At 67.2% G+C, this 16,945-nt stretch carries 22 protein-coding genes; 10 read left to right on the top strand and 12 right to left on the bottom strand.

Going from position 1 to position 16,945, the window contains the following annotated elements; all coding sequences use genetic code 11:
* The 4 genes from D8I30_RS10585 to D8I30_RS10570 form a co-directional block, all read right to left on the bottom strand.
* Positions 1–693, bottom strand: a complete 693-nt coding sequence (locus D8I30_RS10585) for an LrgB family protein (RefSeq protein WP_121482707.1) — start codon at positions 691–693, stop codon at positions 1–3.
* Positions 690–1,055 (bottom strand): CidA/LrgA family protein, encoded by a 366-nt coding sequence (locus tag D8I30_RS10580; protein WP_121482706.1) that lies wholly within the window; start codon positions 1,053–1,055, stop codon positions 690–692. The genes D8I30_RS10585 and D8I30_RS10580 overlap by 4 nt, the downstream gene beginning before the upstream one ends.
* 4 nt (positions 1,056–1,059) lie before the next feature.
* Positions 1,060–2,883 carry an aminopeptidase P family protein gene (locus tag D8I30_RS10575; protein WP_121482705.1) on the bottom strand — a complete coding sequence of 608 codons (1,824 nt, stop codon included), beginning with the start codon at positions 2,881–2,883 and terminating at the stop codon, positions 1,060–1,062.
* A 166-nt stretch (positions 2,884–3,049) separates the two neighbouring features.
* The gene (locus D8I30_RS10570; RefSeq protein WP_121482704.1) at positions 3,050–3,916 is read right to left on the bottom strand and encodes a 50S ribosomal protein L11 methyltransferase; all 867 of its coding nucleotides are present in this window, start codon (positions 3,914–3,916) and stop codon (positions 3,050–3,052) included.
* Positions 3,917–4,133: 217 nt separating this feature from the next.
* On the opposite strand from D8I30_RS10570, the gene D8I30_RS14445 reads away from it, so the two are divergent.
* Positions 4,134–4,496, top strand: a complete 363-nt coding sequence (locus D8I30_RS14445) for a hypothetical protein (protein ID WP_162938861.1) — start codon at positions 4,134–4,136, stop codon at positions 4,494–4,496.
* Between the two features lie 80 nt (positions 4,497–4,576).
* Here D8I30_RS14445 and D8I30_RS10560 read toward each other — a convergent pair whose 3' ends face one another.
* The 3 genes from D8I30_RS10560 to D8I30_RS10550 form a co-directional block, all read right to left on the bottom strand.
* Positions 4,577–4,783 (bottom strand): DUF3126 family protein, encoded by a 207-nt coding sequence (locus D8I30_RS10560; protein WP_121482703.1) that lies wholly within the window; start codon positions 4,781–4,783, stop codon positions 4,577–4,579.
* Between the two features lie 105 nt (positions 4,784–4,888).
* Positions 4,889–5,710, bottom strand: a complete 822-nt coding sequence (cysE, locus tag D8I30_RS10555) for a serine O-acetyltransferase (RefSeq protein ID WP_121482702.1) — start codon at positions 5,708–5,710, stop codon at positions 4,889–4,891.
* A gap of 28 nt (positions 5,711–5,738) precedes the next feature.
* The gene (locus tag D8I30_RS10550; RefSeq protein WP_121482701.1) at positions 5,739–6,368 is read right to left on the bottom strand and encodes an NUDIX domain-containing protein; all 630 of its coding nucleotides are present in this window, start codon (positions 6,366–6,368) and stop codon (positions 5,739–5,741) included.
* Between the two features lie 45 nt (positions 6,369–6,413).
* Here D8I30_RS10550 and D8I30_RS10545 point away from each other — a divergent pair, with 45 nt between their 5' ends.
* Positions 6,414–7,016: a nitroreductase family protein gene (locus D8I30_RS10545; protein WP_121482700.1), complete on the top strand. Its 603-nt coding sequence runs from the start codon at positions 6,414–6,416 to the stop codon at positions 7,014–7,016.
* A gap of 6 nt (positions 7,017–7,022) precedes the next feature.
* Here D8I30_RS10545 and D8I30_RS10540 read toward each other — a convergent pair whose 3' ends face one another.
* Positions 7,023–7,409 carry a DUF302 domain-containing protein gene (locus tag D8I30_RS10540; RefSeq protein ID WP_121482699.1) on the bottom strand — a complete coding sequence of 129 codons (387 nt, stop codon included), beginning with the start codon at positions 7,407–7,409 and terminating at the stop codon, positions 7,023–7,025.
* Between the two features lie 58 nt (positions 7,410–7,467).
* Positions 7,468–8,328 carry a DUF817 domain-containing protein gene (locus D8I30_RS10535; protein ID WP_121482698.1) on the bottom strand — a complete coding sequence of 287 codons (861 nt, stop codon included), beginning with the start codon at positions 8,326–8,328 and terminating at the stop codon, positions 7,468–7,470.
* Between the two features lie 89 nt (positions 8,329–8,417).
* Here D8I30_RS10535 and D8I30_RS14440 point away from each other — a divergent pair, with 89 nt between their 5' ends.
* Entirely contained in the window at positions 8,418–9,515 is a 1,098-nt protein-coding gene (locus tag D8I30_RS14440; protein ID WP_162938860.1) for a hypothetical protein, read from the top strand.
* A gap of 25 nt (positions 9,516–9,540) precedes the next feature.
* On the opposite strand, the gene queF is transcribed toward D8I30_RS14440, so the two are convergent.
* Positions 9,541–10,002 carry a preQ(1) synthase gene (gene queF, locus D8I30_RS10530; RefSeq protein ID WP_121483495.1) on the bottom strand — a complete coding sequence of 154 codons (462 nt, stop codon included), beginning with the start codon at positions 10,000–10,002 and terminating at the stop codon, positions 9,541–9,543.
* Between the two features lie 202 nt (positions 10,003–10,204).
* Between queF and D8I30_RS10525 the strand changes: the two genes are divergently transcribed.
* The 7 genes from D8I30_RS10525 to D8I30_RS10495 all read left to right on the top strand — a co-directional run bounded on the left by D8I30_RS10525 (position 10,205) and on the right by D8I30_RS10495 (position 14,318).
* The gene (locus tag D8I30_RS10525) at positions 10,205–10,909 is read left to right on the top strand and encodes a TonB family protein (protein WP_121482697.1); all 705 of its coding nucleotides are present in this window, start codon (positions 10,205–10,207) and stop codon (positions 10,907–10,909) included.
* Positions 10,910–11,196: 287 nt separating this feature from the next.
* Complete coding sequence (locus D8I30_RS10520; protein ID WP_121482696.1) at positions 11,197–12,123, top strand: NAD(P)H-dependent flavin oxidoreductase; 927 nt, start codon at positions 11,197–11,199, stop codon at positions 12,121–12,123.
* Between the two features lie 34 nt (positions 12,124–12,157).
* A complete protein-coding gene (locus D8I30_RS10515) occupies positions 12,158–12,856 on the top strand; it encodes a TorF family putative porin (RefSeq protein WP_121482695.1) in 699 nt (232 codons plus the stop codon).
* Between the two features lie 52 nt (positions 12,857–12,908).
* Positions 12,909–13,115, top strand: a complete 207-nt coding sequence (locus tag D8I30_RS10510; RefSeq protein WP_121482694.1) for a hypothetical protein — start codon at positions 12,909–12,911, stop codon at positions 13,113–13,115.
* Positions 13,116–13,286: 171 nt separating this feature from the next.
* Positions 13,287–13,499: a cold-shock protein gene (locus tag D8I30_RS10505; RefSeq protein WP_121482693.1), complete on the top strand. Its 213-nt coding sequence runs from the start codon at positions 13,287–13,289 to the stop codon at positions 13,497–13,499.
* A gap of 247 nt (positions 13,500–13,746) precedes the next feature.
* Positions 13,747–13,959 (top strand): cold-shock protein, encoded by a 213-nt coding sequence (locus tag D8I30_RS10500; protein WP_121482692.1) that lies wholly within the window; start codon positions 13,747–13,749, stop codon positions 13,957–13,959.
* 101 nt (positions 13,960–14,060) lie between these two features.
* On the top strand, positions 14,061–14,318 hold the full coding sequence (locus D8I30_RS10495; protein WP_121482691.1) for a hypothetical protein: 258 nt from the start codon (positions 14,061–14,063) through the stop codon (positions 14,316–14,318).
* Between the two features lie 16 nt (positions 14,319–14,334).
* Here the strand turns inward: D8I30_RS10495 and D8I30_RS10490 are convergent, their stop codons facing one another.
* Both D8I30_RS10490 and D8I30_RS10485 read right to left on the bottom strand, forming a co-directional pair.
* Entirely contained in the window at positions 14,335–15,498 is a 1,164-nt protein-coding gene (locus D8I30_RS10490; protein ID WP_121482690.1) for a cystathionine gamma-synthase, read from the bottom strand.
* A 4-nt stretch (positions 15,499–15,502) separates the two neighbouring features.
* Complete coding sequence (locus tag D8I30_RS10485; protein ID WP_121482689.1) at positions 15,503–16,906, bottom strand: pyridoxal-phosphate dependent enzyme; 1,404 nt, start codon at positions 16,904–16,906, stop codon at positions 15,503–15,505.
* Positions 16,907–16,945 lie beyond the last annotated feature (39 nt).

Here is a 16,945-nt window from a genome sequence, read left to right as displayed (position 1 = left end):
TCAGAGCAGGCCGGCGACGATGGACAGGATGGTCGCCGTCGCCGCCGCGTTCAGCGCCATGCCCAGGCTGGCGAAGGCCCCCGCCGTCTGGTCAACCTGGAACGCCCGCGCCGCGCCGAAGCCGTGGGCAGAGACGCCGACCGCGAAGCCGCGCGCCCGGTAATCCTTGATCCTCAGCAGGTTCAGCAGCGGCGTCGCCGTCATCGCCCCGATCACGCCCGACATCAGCACGATCACCGCCGCCAGCGCCGGTATGCCGCCCAGTTGCGCCGCCACCGCCATGCCGACCGGCGTGGTCGTGGCGCGCGGGGCGATGGAGGCCAGGATCTCGACCGGCGCGCCGAACAGCCAGACGATGCCGACGGCGCTGACGATGGCCGTCACGGCTCCCGCCAGCAGGGCGCAGGTCAGCGGCTTGGCCAGCCGCCGGATCGTCGCCCGCTGCGCCCAGATCGGCACGGCCAGCCCCACCACCGCCGGTCCCAGCAGGAAGCCCAGCACCTGGGTCGCCTCGGCATAGGTCGCATAGGGCGTCTTCGTCGCTAGCAGGATTCCGATCAGCACCGGCGTCGCCCACAGCACCGGATGGCACAGGGGATGGCGTCCACTGCGTCGCGACAGGATGTCGGCCGCCTCGAACACCACCAGCGTCACCGCCAGCCACAGCAGGGGCGTCGCGATCAGATCGGTCACGACGCGGGCTCCTCGCTATCCTGCGCCTCACGCCCCGCCACGGCGGCGAAGACCAGCGCCGTCACCGCCAGGGTCAGCAGGGTCGAGACCACCACCGCCACGACGATGCCAAGGCCATAGCGCGACAGGATCGCCCCCTCCTGCATCACCCCGACGGCCGCGGGCACGAACATGATCGACAGGTGCGCCGTCAGCCACCCCGTCACCTGGGTCAGCGTCAGCCGCTCGCGCGGGACCAGCGCCAACCAGGCCAGCAGCAGTCCCATGCCGATCACCGACCCCGGCAGGGGCAGGCCCGTCAGCCGGTGGATGACCTCGCCCGCCAGCTGGCAGACGAGCAGCAGGGCGATGGCGCCGATCATCGGATCAGAGCGGCGCCGTCTGCGCCTTCAGCCACTCCAGCGCCGCCTCGTCCTTCTGCACGCCCTCGGCCAGCAGAGGCCCGACCTTGGCCAGAACCTCGGCATGATAGGCGTCTACGTAAGCCCGCTCGTCCGCCGTCAGCAGCGCTGTGTCGATCAGCTTGCGATCCAGCGGCGCCAGCGTCAGCTGCTCGAAGCCGTGCATCGGCCGCTCGCCGCCCGGAACCTGGGCCGGGGCCGTGACGACCTGCAGCGTCTCGATGCGGATGCCCCACTCGCCTTCGCGGTAATAGCCCGGCTCGTTCGACAGGATCATGCCGGTCAGCAGCGGCTGGTCCGTGCCCCAGCCGGCGATGCGCTGCGGCCCTTCGTGCACGCCCAGATACGACCCCACGCCGTGGCCCGTGCCGTGGTCGAAGTCGAAGCCCGCGTTCCACAGCGGCTGGCGCGCGATGGCGTCCAGCTGGCGCCCGCTCGTCCCGGCCGGGAAGCGGATCACCGCCATGGCGATGTGTCCCTTCAGGACCAGAGTGAACATTCGGCGCTGGTCGGCCGTGCCCTCGCCGATGGCCATGGTGCGGGTCACGTCCGTGGTCCCGTCCAGATACTGACCGCCCCCGTCCACCAGCAGCAGCGAGCCCTTCTCCATCGGCCGGATCTTGGCGCCGACCGGCTTGTAGTGCGGCAGGGCGCCGTTCGGCCCGACCCCGGCGATGGTGTCGAAGGACAGATCCTTCAGCATGCCGGTCGCCTCGCGGAAGCCCTCCAGCGCCTCGACCACCGCCCGCTCGTCCGGCAGGTCCTTCTGCGCGACCGTGTCCACCCAGTGCAGGAAGCGGGTCAGGGCCGCGCCGTCGCGGATGTGCGCCTGACGGCTGCCTTCGATTTCCACGTCGTTCTTCTGGGCGCGCGGCAGGGCGCAGGGGTCCATGCCGCGCACAATGTCCGCGCCCGCCGCTTCCAGCCGGTCGAAATACCAGGCCGAGGACACGGCCGGGTCGATCATCACCTTGCGCCCCGACAGGGCGTCCAGCGCGCCCGGCAGCGCCTCGGGCGCCTCCAGCGTCACGGCGTCGCCCAGCCAGCCGGGCAGTTCGTTGGTCACCTTGGCCGGGTCTAGGAAGACGCTGGCGGTCCCGTCGGCCTTCACCACCGCCTGGCCCAGCGGCAGGGGCGTGCGGATCACGTCGCCGCCCCGAATATTGAACAGCCATGCCAGCGACGACGGCGCCGTCAGCACGGCGGCCTCGGCTCCGGCGTCGGCGATGGCCTTGCCGATGCGGGCGCGCTTGGACGCCGCGTCCTCGCCGGAATAGCGATCCTCGTGCGGCACCACCGGCGCCTGCGGCTGGGCCGGGCGGGCCTCGCCCCAGGCCAGGTCGATCGGATTGGCCTCGACCGCCTTCAGCGTCGCCCCGGCTTTATCCACCGCCGCCCGCAGGGTCGCCAGGGCGTCCGGGCTGTGCAGGCGCGGATCATAGCCGATCACCGAGCCCGACGGCACAGCCGCCAGCCAGTCGGCCAGTTTGTTCAGCGGCTGACGCTCGAACAGAGCCTCGTCCGTCTGGGCCTTGACCTGCACCGTATAGCGGCCGTCGACGAAGATCGCGGCCCGGTCCCTCAGCACCACGCCCGCCCCGGCCGAGCCGGTGAAGCCGCTGACCCAGGCCAGCCGCTCATTGGCGTCGGGCAGGTATTCGTTCTGGTGCTCGTCCTCATGCGGGACCAGCAGGCCGTCGAGGCCCTGCTTGGCCATCTCGGCGCGGAGCAGAGGCAGGTGCTTGGCCCCGAAGGACGGATCGGTGGTTTCGTCGAATGTCTGGCGCATGGCCGCTCTTATACCCTTCTCCCCTTGCGGGAGAAGGTGCCCCGAAGGGGCGGATGAGGGGTCTCTCGACACAAAAAGGGGCTGCGAGACTTTGATGTCCCGCAACCCCTCATCCGTCTCGCTTCGCGAGCCACCTTCTCCCGCAAGGGGAGAAGGGAAATCGCGCCTACTTCTTGCGCAGTTGCAGCGCGCTCCAGGCGTCGTGATGGATCGTCTGCTCCACCACGAAGCCCAGCGGCAGATAGGCTTCCAGCACCCGCTCTTCCTGGGTGCGCAGCAGGCCCGACAGGATGGCGACGCCGCCCGACTTCAGCGCCGCGCCGATCTCGGGCGCCAGGAACACCAGCGGCGCAGCCAGGATATTGGCGAAGACCAGGTCATAGGGGGCGTGCTGGGCGATGCGCGCATCGCTCAGGCCGTCGGCGAAGTAGAACTCGCACTTGGCGTCGTTGATCTGGGCGTTCTCGTTGGCGATGCGGGCCGAGGGCTCGTCGATGTCGGTGCCGACGGCGATGGGCGAGCCCGTCTTGGCGGCGGCGATGGCCAGCACGCCCGTGCCGCAGCCGACGTCCAGCACCTTCTCGAAGCTCTCGGTCTCCAGCAGCTTGTCGAAAGCCTCCAGGCAGCCGACCGTCGTGCCGTGGTGGCCCGTGCCGAAGGCGGCGCCGGCGTCGATCTTCAGGTTGACCCGCCCCTCGGGCACCTTGCCCTGATCGTGCGCGCCATAGACGAAGAAGCGCCCGGCCTCGACCGGCGGCAGGCCCGACAGGCTCATGGCCAGCCAGTCGGCGTCGGCCAGCTTCTCGACGATCACCTCCAGCCCCGGCGTGGCGCGCAGGATCTCGGCGATGCCCTCGGCTTCCTCGTCCGTCGTCGGGAAGGCGTCGATGCGCCAGATGCCCTTGTCCTCGTCCTCTTCCAGGATCGAATAGGTGGCGCCTTCCAGCAGCGGATTGGCGTCGATGGCGGCGGCGGCGGCCTCGGCCGGGGCGCGATCGCCGCGCGCGATCACCTGAACTGCGGATTCGGACATTTCTCAAACACCGTTATGATAGCGAATCGCCAGTGCGGGCTTTGATTACGCCCGCGTCCATCAAGGGGTCGGGGAGTTAATGGCCAAAGCACCGTCTGAAACGAAACCTGCCGCGAAGGCGGCGTCCGCCGCTTCCAAGCCGAAACCGGCGGCAAAGTCGAGCGCTGCGGCCACAAAAGCTGCGGCCAAGCCCAAGACGGCCAAGGCCGCTGCGCCGGTGAAGGCCGCTGAGCCCAAGGCGCCCGCCGCCAAGAAGCCGGCCGCGCCGAAGACTGCGGCCAAGAAGGCGCCGGCCGCCAAGGCCCCGGCCGCCGCCAAGGCCGCGCCCGCCAAGAAGCCCGCGACCAAGACGACGGCAGCCAAGGCGACTGCGACCAAGGCCGCCGCGCCGAAGACGGCCGCGACCGCCAAGCCGGCCGCCGCGCCCAAGGCCGCCCCGGCTCCGGTCGAGACGCCGGTCGCCGCCTCCATGGCCCCCGCGCCCGAGGCCGCTCCGAAGCCGGTCGAGGCCCCGGCCGTCGAAGCGCCCAAGCCGCCCGAGAAGAAGAAGGGCTTCTTCGCCCGCCTGTTCGGCTGGTGAACCTGGCCTGAGGCCAAACACAAGGAAGGCCGGAGAGGACGCCCTCTCCGGCCTTCTTCAATTCTCGATGTCGAGAGGCCTTATTCCGGCAGGTCTTCCGCCAGGATGGCCATTTCGAACATGAAGGAGCCGGCCTCGTCCTCGTCCTCGAAGATCACGCCGATGAACTCGTCGTCGACATAGACCTCGGCCGAGTCGGCGACCTTACGGGCCTTCACCTTGATGCCGCCGTGGTTGAAGGTGCGCTTCAGGTGCGTCTCGACGCGCTTCAGATCGGATTCTTTCACGGGGGTAGCCTCGCTTTGGCGCCGGGGCGCATATCGTTGGCCGCGGACCCTAGAGAAGCCGCCCTCCCTTGGGAAGCCCGCGCCTCAGGCGTCCACAGGATGGGCTCAGATCACGAAGTCATAGGCGATGTCGGCCAGGGTATGATCCATGGTCCGCGCGGGCGTGGCGTCGGTCGGGCAGTTGACCAGCCGCGCCGGCACCCCCGCCACGGTGCAGCCGGCCGGCACCGGCTTCAGCACCACCGAGCCCGACGCCACCTTGGCGTAGTCGCCCACCGTGATGTTGCCCAGCACCTTGGCCCCGGCGCCCAGCAGGACGCCGCGCCCGATCTTGGGGTGACGGTCGCCGCGCTCGGCCCCGGTCCCGCCCAGGGTCACGGCGTGCAGCATGGACACCTCGTCCCCGACCACCGCCGTCTCGCCGATGACGATGCCCGTGCCGTGGTCCAGGAAGACGCCCGAGCCGATCCGCGCCGCCGGGTGGATGTCCAGCTGGAACAACTCCGAGATCCGGCTCTGAAAGTGAAACGCTAGGGTGTCGCGGTCCTGGGTCCACAGCCAGTGCGCCACGCGCCACGCCTGCAGCGCCTGGAACCCCTTAAAATACATGAAGGGCTGCAACAGCGACCGGATCGCCGGATCGCGCTCCTGCACCGCCTTCAGGTCCGCCTCGGCGGCGACGACGATGCCGGGATCGGCCTCGAAGGCCGACAGGGCCACCTCGCGCACCGTCATGGCCCCCAGTTCCGCGTCGCCCAGTTTGCGCGCGATCTGGAAGCTCAGCGCCCCGGCGAAGTTGTCATGGGCCAGGACGACGGCGTTCAACTGCGACGCCAGGCGCGGCTCCTCGCGCGCGGCGTCGGCGGCCGCGGCGCGCAGCTGGCCCCACAGGTCTGGCGGTTTGGGCACGATTTCCAGCTTGGCCATCGGGCCTCCTGATCCTCAACCGGCGATCCTACGCGCCCAGCATCGCCTGCGCCAGCGCGGCGGGCAGGTCGCCCTCACGGGCCATATGGTAAGCCTTGTAGGCCGTCGCCACCGTCATGGCGTCGCGCACGGCGCCGCGCTCGATCTCGGCCAGCAGGTCGCGGAAGGGCACGCGGACCGAGACGATCACCTCGGTCGGGTCCGGGTCGGTCGGCGCGGGCGTCAGCCCCCAGGCCACCCAGGCCATGGCCCGCTCGTCGGTGATGGAGTTGGACAGGTCCATGTCCAGCGCCGCGCGCCAGTACGCCGCCTTCAGCCCCGCCTCCTCGGCCAGTTCGCGCTGCACGGCCTCGAAGGGGTCCTCCCCCTCCGGCGCCCCGCCCTCGGGCATCTCCCAGGAATAGCGCATCAGGGTGAAGCGGTGCTGCCCGACCAGATCCACCGTCCCGTCGTCGTGCAGCGGCAGGACGCCCGTCCCCACGTTCCGCGGCCGCATGACCACATAGTCGGCCTCCATCCCCGTCGGCGCCTGGACCGGGTGGCGCGTCACCCGCATCCACGGGGTCTCGACCAGAACGCTCTCGCCGAAGCTGCGCCAGCGCGGCGTCTCGGGCAGGTGTTCGGCCCAGCGCGGGGTGATGTCCGGTATCTTGCTCATGCCCCCGCTATGGCGCCGGACGCCGCGAAATCCTAGCTAGGCGGGATGACCCACGATGATCTCGCGACCGCCCTGCCCCTGCCCGTCCGTTCCGATGAGCTGCTGGCGCGCCTGGCGACGCGCCGCTCCGCCTCGGCCCAGCTGCTGGCCGCGCCCGGCCCGTCCGAGGCCGAAATCGACCAGATCCTGCATCTGGGCGCCCGCACGCCCGACCACGGCAAGCTCTTCCCCTGGCGCTTCGTTGTCCTGGGCCCCCAGAGCCGCGCCGAACTGGCCGAGGCTCTCGCCGCCCTGGCCGAGTCCCAGGAGCGCGTCGCCAAGGACCTGGCCGTCCTGGCCAAGCTGGCCAATCCGCCCCTGACCATCCTGGTCGTCTCGACGCCGATCCCGGACCACAAGGTCCCGGTGTGGGAGCAGCAGCTGTCCGCCGGCGCCGTCTGCATGAACCTGGAGCACGCGGCGAACGCGCTCGGCTATTCGGCCAGCTGGATCACCGACTGGTACGCCTACGACCCCGCCGCCGTCGCCCTGTTCGGCGTCGAGGACGGCGAGACCATCGCCGGCTTCATCCACGTCGGCACCCTGGCCGAACCCTCGCTGGAGCGCCCCCGCCCGGTCATGGCGCACAAGGTGACGCGGCGGCCCTGAGGCGCGTCAGAGCCGGTCGATGGCGGCCTTCAGCTTGTCGGCGACCAGGGCGGCCTTGTCCTTGAGCGCGGGATTGTCGATCGCCTGCATCGAGGCCACGGGATCGATGGCCGAGACCTCGGTGCGCCCGCCGCCGGCGTCCTGCACCACGACGTTGCACGGCAGCATGGCGCCGACCTTGTCTTCCAGCCGCAGCGCCTCGAAGGCCAGCTTCGGATTGCAGGCCCCCAGGATCGTATAGGCGCGGAATTCCTCCCCCAGCTTGGCCTTGAAGGTCGCGCGGATGTCGATCTCGGTGATGACGCCGAACCCCTCCTGGCCCAGGGCCTCGCGCGTCGCGGCCAGCGCCGTTTCAAAGGGCAGGTTCAGCGTCTTGCTGAAATGATAGGTCACGACGGTTCCTCCGCTGTCGCCGAAGCTCTGCCAACGTTCAGCCGCCCCCGGCGTTGCCTCAACCCTTCAGCTCCTCCTCCGGCCGGTGCACGATCGACACCAGCACCACCGAGATGATCATCAGCAGGAACCACGCCCCCAGCTTGTGCAGGCTGACCATCTCCCAGCCGTCGCCCTGCCCCGGATAGACCCAGGCCCGCCCGAAGGTGGCCAGGTTCTCGGCGATCCAGATGAACAGCGCCACCAGCCCATAGCCCAGCAGCAGCGGCATCGACCGCCGCGTCCGGTCGGCGGTGAACCAGAACCACCCCCGCGTGAACAGCAGCCCCGTCGCCGCGAACAGCGCCAGCCGGATGTCCGGCAGCCAGTGATGGGCGAAGAAGTTGACGTAGATCGCCGCCGCCAACACCCACGTCGTCCACAGCGGCGGATAGTTCCGCACCCGGATATGGAAGATGCGCTGCACCCGCGCGATGTAGCTGCCCACCGCCGCATACATGAAGCCCGAGAACAGCGGCACGGCGCCGATCCTCAGCACCGACTCTTCCGGGTAGATCCACGACCCGTGATAGGTCTTGAACAGCTCCATGATCGTCCCGGCGACATGGAACAGGAAGATGACCCGCGCCTCCTCCCAGCTCTCCAGCCGGAAGGCCAGCATCGCCGCCTGTATCCCCAGCGCCCCCAGCACCAGGAAGTCATAGCGCGCCAGCGGCGCCTGATCGGGCCAGAACAGAAACGTCCCCAGGATCAGCGCCAGCATCGCCCCGCCGAACAGACACGCCCACCCCTGCTTCAGCCCGAACCACAGGAACTCATAGGCGTAACGGCGAAGCCGCGAGCGGTCCGCCCACGTCTCGGCGCGCGTCATCAGGCGACGGCCCCAGGCTTCGAGCGGCAGGCGGGGGGATGAGGTCATGGGCGGAGATTAGCAGCAGCCAAGTCGGACGCTATGCCGCCAAGAAGACCAGTTCGAGAAACCAAAATATGCAACCAAGGCCTTGAAGCTTGACGTTCGTCGAACACGAGCCATCTGTAGGTACAGGCTTGTCTTTTGGGGGTTTGGCAATGGGTAAAAAGCGTTTTCCGTGGAAGAGTAATTTCCTGAAGATCCCACCGAAGGTGCGGACCGAACTTGGTAAGATCGACGGCGATATGATCGCGGTCGCGGCTGTAAAATCAGTTGACGTCGCTGATATCACTCGCGGCCTCTACAGCCATCTTGGTCTCAACATCGACTTGCTCGATGATGCGATCGTAACTGACGGCTCCAAGCAGCCCACCCAAGACGCAGGCAAGTGGTCGTACCGGAATGCCCGAGGCTGGGAACGCAAACGTAAAGACCTCTCCATGGTCTCAAAAAGTTTCGTGTGGGAAACTCCCAACTTCGGTGATGCATCAACGTACGGAACACATACACACTACCAAAGCCGCCAAGTTTATCAGAATCAAGTCTTCGAGCCACAAGGCATGGAGATCGAGCCAACAATCTTATCTCAAGGGACTGGGGACCACGTGTTGGTCAAGTTCGCGTTGTCGCCTTTGCTGAGTCGAAGCCAGCCCGAGTTCGAACTAATGCTTCTCTGGGCGCTAAATGTGTTGCAAGAGAACACTGGCGTTACGGGCATATTTCCTAGCGATGCCAGCAAGGAAGATTTCCTTCGCACCATCGAGCTCGACTGGGACATTTTCCCACCAGGATCCATCGACGACGTCGTCGCATGGTTCTCGTCCAAGCCGAGCAAAGCGTCCAAAGCTCCAAACTTCGAAAAGCACCTTCGCGAGCGAACCACTGCCTTTGATAAGCTGAAACCCGAATCTTACATTCGAGGGTCCGGACAATTCGGATCCTATTTCGGCGCCAAATTCGCCGACGATTTGGTAGTATTCGAGAATCTTAAATACGGTAATGCACTATACATTCTCTATGACGACTGGGACGAAATCTCAAAACGGTCACGCCTAGATCTCCTGCGGGATCATGACGCTAGATTTGACCGAGTTATCCATACTGCGGACTGGCAGTTGCAATTCAACAAGATCATGAAGGAAGAAATTGCTGCCCGACGGAGGGGTAAAGGTCGCCGCTCCCCTCCGCGGGTTTAGGTCGCCGCTCCGTGCGTACGTCCCCTCACCCCCGCCCGCGATACCCCGCCACGCCCTGATCGGGCAGCCATACGCCCTCCAGCGGCGCGCCCGTCTGCCAGAAGACGTCGATGGGGATGCCGCCGCGCGGATACCAGTAGCCGCCGATGCGCAGCCATTTCGGTTGCAGCAGCTCGGCCAGGCGCTTGCCGATGGCGACGGTGCAGTCCTCGTGGAAGGCGCCGTGGTTGCGGAAGCTGGTCAGGTACAGCTTCAGGCTCTTGCTCTCGACCAGCCAGTCGCCCGGCACATAGTCGATGACGAGGTGGGCGAAGTCGGGCTGGTTCGTCACCGGGCACAGGCTGGTGAACTCCGGCGCGGTGAAGCGCGCCACATAAAGCGTGTCGGCGTGCGGATTGGGCACGCGCTCCAGCACCGCTTCTTGCGGGTTCGTCGGGGCGGCGGTCTGGGCGCCGAGCTGGCTGAGGCTGTCGGTATAGTGCGTCATGCCCGCCATTTAGGCGTTCGCCTCGCCAAAGAAAACGCCGCGCCCGCCGCAATCGGCCATCCCCCTGTTTCACCTGTGCTAGACTGCGCCCCGGCCGGAGGGAGACGGGCCGCGCGGGGACGAGGCGATTTCAGACGATTCAGACGAATTGGACTCTCTTTTTTCCGCAGAGACATTTCGGCGGCCTGTTTCAGGAGCATCCATGATCTTGCCCACCAAGCTTGGCTTCGCTTTGAGCGCGCTGGTGATCGCATCAGGCGTCGTCGCCCTGCCCCCGGCGCCTTCGGCCCAGGAGGCCGATCAGGCCTTGCCGCCCCCGCGCTGGAGCGTGCCGCCGCAGGCCTCGGTCGATGACTTCCCTGAAGCAGCCCTGCAGGCGGACGTCAGCGGCGCCGCCGTGGTCGCCTGCGACGCCGCGCCGGACGGCCGGCCGGTCAACTGCGAAGTCCGTTCCGAAACGCCGCAGGGCATGGGTTTCGGTCCGGCCGCCCTCGGCATCGTGCAGCGCGGGCGCGTGGTGGTCAGCGATGACGGCGCTGACGCAGCCTCTCGCCGCTTCGCCGTCCGCGTGCCGTTCAATCTCGCCCCCGAACCGCCCCCGCAGGAACCGGCCCGGACGTTGGCCAACATTGAATCCCGATGGCTGACGCCGCCTCGCCCCACAGCGTCTGACTATCCGCAAAGGGCGGTCGATCGCGGCCTTTCCGGCGGCGCCGCCGTCCGTTGCGAAGTGGCGCTCTCAGGCAAGCCGACCAATTGCGTCGTGATCGGCGAGGTTCCTCGCGGCAGCGGATTCGGCGAGGCGGCCGTCAAAATCGTCCTTCGCGGACGGCTGGACCCCGCCACGATCAAGCCGGAAGAGGTCGGATCAACCTTCGTCGTCACCGTGCCCTTCAGCATCCACTGATGCGATTTCAGACGAATTGGACTCTATTTTTCTGACGGGCTTCCAGTTGCGCGCATCCATCAACACCGCTCATCCCGGCGGACGCCGGGATCCAGCGCTTTGGCCACGGACGCTCGGCGACAAAACCGGAGCGCCATTTCAAGCCCAGCGCTTGAGGCTCTTACTGGATCCCGGCGTCCGCCGGGATGAGCGGGAATAGAAGGTCGCAGTCATGGGCGGAAAGCGTGATTGCCTTCCCCGACGACAGCCGGTTAGCGTGGCCAAAAGCAACTCAGGAGAGACGACCCGTGGCCATTCCCGCTTCCCTGCAGTCCGGCCTCAAGCTGCCGGTGATCGCCTCGCCCATGTTCCTGGTGTCCGGCCCGGACCTGGTGGTCGAGGCCTGCAACGCGGGCGTGATCGGCACCTTCCCCTCGCTGAACCAGCGCACGACCGAGGGCTATCGGGACTGGGTCCGGGAGATCAAGTCGCGGCTGGCGCCCGGCGCCGCCCCCTTCGGCGTCAACCACATCATCCACCCGACCAACGAGCGCCTGATGGCCGACATGATGGTCTCGGTAGAGGAGAAGGTGCCGCTGATCATCACCTCGCTGGGCGCCGTGCGGGACGTGGTGGACGCGGTGCACGGCTATGGCGGGGTGGTCTTCCACGACATCGCCAACGTGCGTCACGCCCGCAAGGCCGCCGAGGCCGGCGTCGACGGCCTGATCCTGGTCGCCGGGGGCGCGGGCGGGCACGCCGGCGTCGTCAATCCCTTCGCCCTGATCAACGAGGTGCGCGGCTTCTTCGACGGGACCATCGTCCTGGCGGGCTGCATCTCCACCGGACAGGACGTGGCGGCGGCGCTGATGATGGGGGCGGACCTGGCCTATATGGGCACCCGCTTCATCGCCACGGCCGAGAGCGCGGCCCAGCCGCACTACAAGGACCTGATCGTCCAGTCGGGCTCGGCGGACATCACCTATACGCCGGCGGTCTCGGGCATTCCCGCCAACTTCCTGACCCCGTCCCTGATCGAGAACCACATCGACCCCAAATCCCTGCCCGAGCACAAGCTGGACATGGCCGAGGAAGCCAAGGCCTGGAAGACCATCTGGTCCGCCGGCCAGGGGGTGGGCGCCATCCACGACGTGCCCACGACGGCCCAGCTTGTCGCTCGGCTGACGGATGAATTTTCGCAGGCCTGTGACAAATTCTACAAGAAGCGTCTCTAGGAGGCGGCTTCGACACCCACATCGAGGCCGAACCATGCGTACACTGACTACCGCCCTCGCCGCCGCTCCGCTGCTGATCCTCGCGACGGCGGCCTCCGCCCAGGACGCGGCCTCGAGCCACGGCCGCTGGAGCTTCAGCGCCGGCGCCGCCAGCGACAACCGCTCCAAGGACGTCTCCAAGTCCGACGGCGATCCCTACGCCTGGGCCGCCGCCGAGTGGGAGAGCGCCGACGGCTTCTTCTACGTCAGCCCCGGCGTGGAGACGATCAAGGCCGGCGGCTCGGAGCTGGAGACCGAACTGGCCGCCGGGATCCGGCCGCAGTGGGGCGGCTTCGATTTCGACCTGAACGCCGCGCACAAGTGGCGGGTGGACGCCGACCCCGGCTATGACGCCGACGCCTGGGAACTCACCGCCGACATGAAGCGGTCGATCGGCCCGGCCAGCGCCCGCCTGCGCCTGCAGTACTCCCCCGATGGGACGGGCTCGGTGAAATCCTGGACCTGGGTCGCCCTGCGCGGCGGCTGGGACTTCACCGACAAGCTGAACGTCTCGGCCGAGATCGGCCGTCGCGAGCAGGACAACAGCGTCGACTACACCGGCTACAACATCGGCGCGACCTACGCCCTGACCCGCAACCTGGACGCCGAGCTGCGCTGGTACGGCACCGACGCCAAGGTTCCGGGCGAACAGTACGCCGACGCCCTGGTCGCGGGGATCAGCGTGTCGTTCTGAGGCCCACGGCCGCAGGTTTCCCCTTTCGCCGGAAAGGGCCTAGTCTGCGGCCATGACCTTTCGACCGACGACCTTGGAACGTGCGTACCAACTGGCCGAGAGCGGCGCCTGCCGGACGGTGGGCGAGGTCAAACAGGCCCTGAAGTCCGAAGGCTATGAGCGGATTCAGGACGCGCTCTACGGCTCGACCATCACCACGGCCCTGCGCAAGCTGTGCCAGGAAAACTGGGTCTCTCCGCCCGAGACGGCGGAGCTCTGAACCCCGGGGTCTTGCATTAACCGCCAGGAACGTTCACCTTACAGACGTCGATCTCTCTGCGTAACGCCTCTACCTTCTGCCCTGCGCACCGAGGTCTAAGCCGATCCATTCAGACCCGACAGGCTTCTCAGGGATGTTCCCTGGAGCCAACTTCCAACGGAGGTCCTGAAAATGGCTACCGGCATCGTGAAATGGTTCAACTCCACCAAGGGCTACGGCTTCATCCAGCCGGATGACGGCGGCAAGGACGTCTTCGTCCACATCTCGGCCGTCGAGCAAGCCGGCCTGCGCGGCCTGGACGAGAACCAAAAGGTTTCCTACGAAATCGAGCGCGACCGTCGCTCGGGCAAGGAATCGGCCGGTCAACTGAAGACCGAAGGCTGATTTCTCGCGCCGGTCATTCGGCGCGGATTTCGAACGGCGGCGACGGCTTCGGCTGTCGCCGCCGTTTTCGTTTTAGGCACTGCCCTTGCCAAAGGGCGGCAAAGCGCCCACCTTTCTCTCGTCGATCTCTCTGCGAAACGCTGCTGTCCCTTTGCATCGCGCACCGAGGTCCAAAGCCGATCCCATTCAGACCCGACAGGCTGCCAGGAGATCCTTCCTGCGGCCACTCAAACGGGGAGTCCTGAAAATGGCTACCGGCACTGTCAAATGGTACAACTCCACCAAGGGCTACGGCTTCGTCCAGCCTGACGACGGCGGCAAGGACGTCTTCGTCCACGCCACGGCCGTCGAAGCGTCTTCGCTCGGCGCCCTGAACGAAGGCCAGAAAATCTCCTACGAAATCGAACGCGACAGCCGCAGCGGCAAAGAATCCGCCGGCCGCCTTCAGGCTGCTGACTGATCTCAGCCCTGATCGGCGACCGTCAGGCCGCCGAACTCGCTTTCTATCCGCTGAGGGGCCGGCCGCATGCGCGCCGGCCCTGACGCCATCTGGAGACGCCCATGACTTCCCTGGCGGACAAAATCCCGACCCTGAACGAAGCCGACCTCAAGAACTTGCGCGCCAACGCTGCCCGCCTGGTCGAGCACGGCTCGCCCGTTCAGGTCACCACTGCTGCCGACATCCTGCCGCTGATCGACGCCCGTCTGGCCGAGATCGCCGCTGAACCCAAACCCGTCGTCGTGCGCCGCGCTCCGCCCAAGAAGAAGCTGCAGCCCGTCACGGGCCATCAGACCGCCCTGCCCGACAGGACGGCCTGACTTCAGTTCAGACGCTTCAGCTGAGGGCCTGATCCAGGTCGGCGATCAGGTCTTCCACGTCCTCGACGCCGACCGACAGACGGATCAGGTTGTCGGTGACGCCGCCGGCCTCGCGAACCTCCCTGGGCACGCTGGCGTGGGTCATGATCGCCGGATGGTTCACCAGGCTTTCGACGCCGCCCAGGGATTCCGCCAGGGTGAAGACCCGCACCCGCTCCAGCACCCGCTTGGTCCGCTCCAGGTCGCCGTCGATCAGCACCGTGACCATGCCGCCGAAACGACCGTTCATCTGACGCGCGGCCAGTTCGTGCTGCGGGTGGCTGATCAGGCCCGGATAGATGACCTTGGCCACGCCGGCCCGGTCTTCCAGCCAGCGGGCCACGGCCAGGGCGTTCTCATTGTGCGCCTTCATGCGCAGGCCCAGGGTCTTCAGCCCCCGATTGGCCAGGAAGGCGTCGAACGGCCCCATGACGCCGCCGATGGAGTTCTGCAGGAACTTCAGCTGGGCCGCCATCTCGGCGTCCTTGGCCACCAGCACCCCGCCGACGATGTCGGAGTGACCGTTCAGGTACTTGGTCGCCGAGTGCATGACCACGTCGGCGCCCAGGGCCAGCGGCTGCTGGCTCCACGGCGTGGCGAAGGTGTTGTCGACCACCAGGATCAGCTTGTGGGCCTTGGCGATCTTCGACAGGGCCTCGATGTCGGCCAGCTTCATCAGCGGATTGGTCGGCGTCTCGACCCACAGCATCCGCGTCTTGTCCGTGATCGCCGCCTCGACCGCCTTCACGTCGGTCAGGTCGATGTAGCTGAAGTCCAGCCCCATGGACCGGCGCCGCACCCGCTCGAACAGCCGCCACGAGCCGCCGTAGAGGTCATCGCCGGTGACGATGTGCGAGCCGGCGTCCAGCAGTTCCAGCGCCGTCGAGGTCGCCGCCATGCCCGAACCGAAGCCGAAGGCCTGAACCCCGCCCTCCAGATCGGCGATGCAGGCCTCAAACGCCTCACGCGTCGGGTTCTTGCCGCGCGCATACTCATAGCCCTTGTTAACGCCCGGGCTTTCCTGGGCGTAGGTCGAGGTGGCGTAGATGGGCGTCATCACCGCGCCCGTGGTCGGGTCGGGCTTCTGGCCAGCATGGATGGCGCGGGTCGAAAAGCCCTGGCTGTTCTTCAGATTGGCCATGGTCTTACCGGTTCAGGCTGAGATGGTTGATGAGGTCGGTGCGGGTGATCAGGCCGACGAAGGTCTCGCCGTCCAGGACGATGGCCACCCGGTCGCGGTCGAAGATGGGGATGAGGGCGTCCAGCGTCTCCTTGACCTGCAGCGTGTCCAGGTCGCGCGTCATGGCCGAGGACACCGGCTTGGCGAAGCGGTCCTTACGCGTGATGTCGTCGGTGTTCATGATGTGGACGATGTCGCTCTCGTCCAGGATGCCGACCAGGCGGCCGTCCTGAATGACCGGCAGTTGCGACACGCCATCGCCCTTCATCCGCTTAAAGGCCGTGTCCAGGGTGTCGTCCGGGCCAATCACCACCACGTCGCCGTTGGCGTATTTGCGCGTGATCAGGTCCGACAGGTCGCCGTGGAGTTCGCGCTGGGACAGGCCCTGGTCAGCCAGCCAGGCGTCGTTATAGACCTTGGACAGGTATTTGGCGCCGGTGTCGCACACCAGGGTCACGACTCGCTTCGGCTCGGTCTGCTCGCGGCACCAGCGCAGGGCCGTGGCGATCAGGGTGCCGGAGGACGACCCCGCCAGAATGCCTTCCTTCAGCAACAGCTCGCGCACCGTGGCGATGGCCTCGGCGTCGGGAATGGAATAGGCGCGGTCGATCAGGCTGGGATCGGTCGTCTCGGGCATGAAGTTCTGGCCGATGCCCTCGACCGTATAGCTGCCGTCCGGGCCGGGCACGCCCTCATTGACGAGGCCCGCCAAGGCCGAGCCCACGGGATCGGCCAGGATGATCTCGGCCTTGGAGCCCTGCGATTTCAGATAGCGGGCGATGCCGGTGATGGTGCCGCCCGAGCCGATGCCGGCGACGAAGGCGTCGACGTCGCCCTCCATCTGCTCCCATATCTCGGGGCCCGTGGTCTGGAAGTGGGCCTCGGCGTTGGCGTCGTTGGCGAACTGGTTGACGAAGTAGCCGCCCGGAATCTGCTGGGCCAGGCGCTCGGCCATGTCGGTGTAGTATTCGGGGTGGCCGTGCGGCACGTCCGAGCGGGTCAGGCGCACGTCGGCGCCCATGGCGCGCAGGTGCTGGATTTTCTCCTTCGACATCTTGTCGGGGATGACCAGCAGGACCTTGTAGCCCTTCTGCTTGCCCACCAGGGTCAGGGCCAGGCCGGTGTTGCCCGCCGTCGCCTCGACGATGGTGCCGCCCGGCTTCAGCCAGCCCTGCTTCTCGGCCGCCTCGATCATGGTCAGGGCGATGCGGTCCTTGATGGAGCCGCCGGGGTTCTGGCTCTCCAGCTTCAGGAACAGGCGGCAGGGGCCGGCATCGATCCGGGTCACCTCGATCATCGGCGTCTTGCCGATCAGGTCCAGCAGGGATTTCACGGGCCGCGACAGGACGGGGGCGTCGGACATCGACATGAGGGATAGGGCTCCGATGGGCGTTCCAGCCAGGAAGCT

This window comes from Brevundimonas naejangsanensis, assembly GCF_003627995.1.
GTDB classification, from domain to species: domain Bacteria; phylum Pseudomonadota; class Alphaproteobacteria; order Caulobacterales; family Caulobacteraceae; genus Brevundimonas; species Brevundimonas naejangsanensis_B.
Note: the sequence above shows the minus strand (reverse complement) of the source record. Positions and strands in the feature narration are given on the sequence as shown.